The 1648-nt window shown below is 37.1% G+C and carries 2 protein-coding genes; both read right to left on the reverse strand.

Going from position 1 to position 1648, the window contains the following annotated elements:
- The coding region (locus ACEW8F_RS13250) for a tetratricopeptide repeat protein (RefSeq protein ID WP_373483948.1) at positions 1 to 471 on the reverse strand (471 nt) is incomplete at its 3' end.
- A 381-nt stretch (positions 472 to 852) separates the two neighbouring features.
- Positions 853 to 1648 (reverse strand): hypothetical protein (locus tag ACEW8F_RS13255; RefSeq protein WP_373483949.1); only part of this gene is annotated, 796 nt, incomplete at its 5' end.

Below are 1648 nucleotides of genomic sequence, written 5' to 3' on the forward strand. Positions count from 1 at the left end.
TGCCATCCCCTGGTCTTTACGATCCGTATTGATATACACTTCTGACATCAGCACCTTGCCATTATCTGTAAAGTCAATTGATTTAGCCGTTTCCAACTGGCTCTCCGCCTCGGAGTAATTCGCCATGCCCAGATAGGTTGCTCCCTTACCTTCATAAGCTAATACATTTTTTTGATCGATTTTGATGACGTCGTCATAAGCAAGGATTGCCTCTTCGTACTTGCCTTCTTCCAGGTATTTCTCCCCCAATTCAAGATTTTTCTCAATTTGTGAAATATTCATTTGATTCATGATTAAAAATCCGCTGACAACTAGAATACAAACTCCCCCAATCAAGCCAATGATAAAAAACATTTTTTTCCTATGGCTCTGATTTTCAGGCTGTTTTTTCGTCAATAACTCTTCAGTCCGATCGCCAACAGGATCAAAACCATTCTCACTGTTTTGATTTTCATTCTCATTACTATTCATTCATGTCCTCCTCTCCCTGATTATTGTTCTAAACCCAAACTTCGCACATTAAAAATACCCGAAAGCGTCGCTACGAAAGACTTTTCATGAAAAATATTCATTCAGGCACAAGGTTTCAGACTACTCTTTATTATTGTCGGCAAATTCTGACTGAACTGATCGAGCAGACTGTCGATTTTTTCATCACTGTGGTGAAGAATATCCTGCCAAATACTCAACATCAACTCAATCAGCAGAAGATAAGACTCCTGATAAGTGATATTCATTTTGTAACATTAGTTTGACTTATTACCACAAGTCTTTATCAGTTTTAAAAACCTTTTGTTTCGTTATTGCTTTTTATTTTATCTTTCGGATTGAATCAATCATAAAAAGATAACACTATAAAGCAATCCAACGAATATCCTTTTTAGGCACATAACCACTAATGATACTCCATGCTTCTTCTTTTGAAATTTGCGTGTTTTTGTGAGTTGCATCAGTCAGGAAATATTTTGGTATGCCATCAAAGCCATCGAACTCAACATTTTGATAAACCGACTCTGAATTACCTTCTAGTTTATAAAAATTGTAGTGTTGATTAACCGCTCCGCCACTACCGCTGCATTTTAATATTTGATTCTCACAAATGGTGTAAGTCGCCCGAACGCCCATCGGTACTCCACCGAAAATCCGTTTTGGTTTCCCATCAACCAATCGATAAGTGTCAATAATTTTATATTCTGTCTGAACTTCGTCATAAGCATTCCTAATATTATTTGGATCGTATCCAGAAATTACCAGTTCGGGAATTGCATCTCCCGATATATCCTGCATCATGAAATAAAGTGGTTGTTTAAATTCATAAGGAGAAAAGGTGTCAGTAACATCGGGCAAATTTTTTATGACATTCTTATCAAACCGGCTTGCCTCCGCTTTCCTGTATTCATCTAAGATCGGGGCATAAGAAGCGTAGTATTGATAATATGAATTGGTGTATTCACCGATGCTGCTTTTCGCCTGTTCGATTAACGCCTTTATTTCGGTATCACTTTTGCCTCCATCAATATAGGCCGGAATTAAAGCATCATACAACTTCTTTAACTTTTCCTTGTCTTTTGTGGTCTCAATTTGTTTTTCTAGAAGCTCAATCTCTTTATCATTTTCATTGATCTGATGATAAAGATCGGCCATCTGT

Source organism: Acetobacterium sp. (genome assembly GCF_041752335.1).
In the GTDB taxonomy this organism is placed as follows: domain Bacteria; phylum Bacillota; class Clostridia; order Eubacteriales; family Eubacteriaceae; genus Acetobacterium.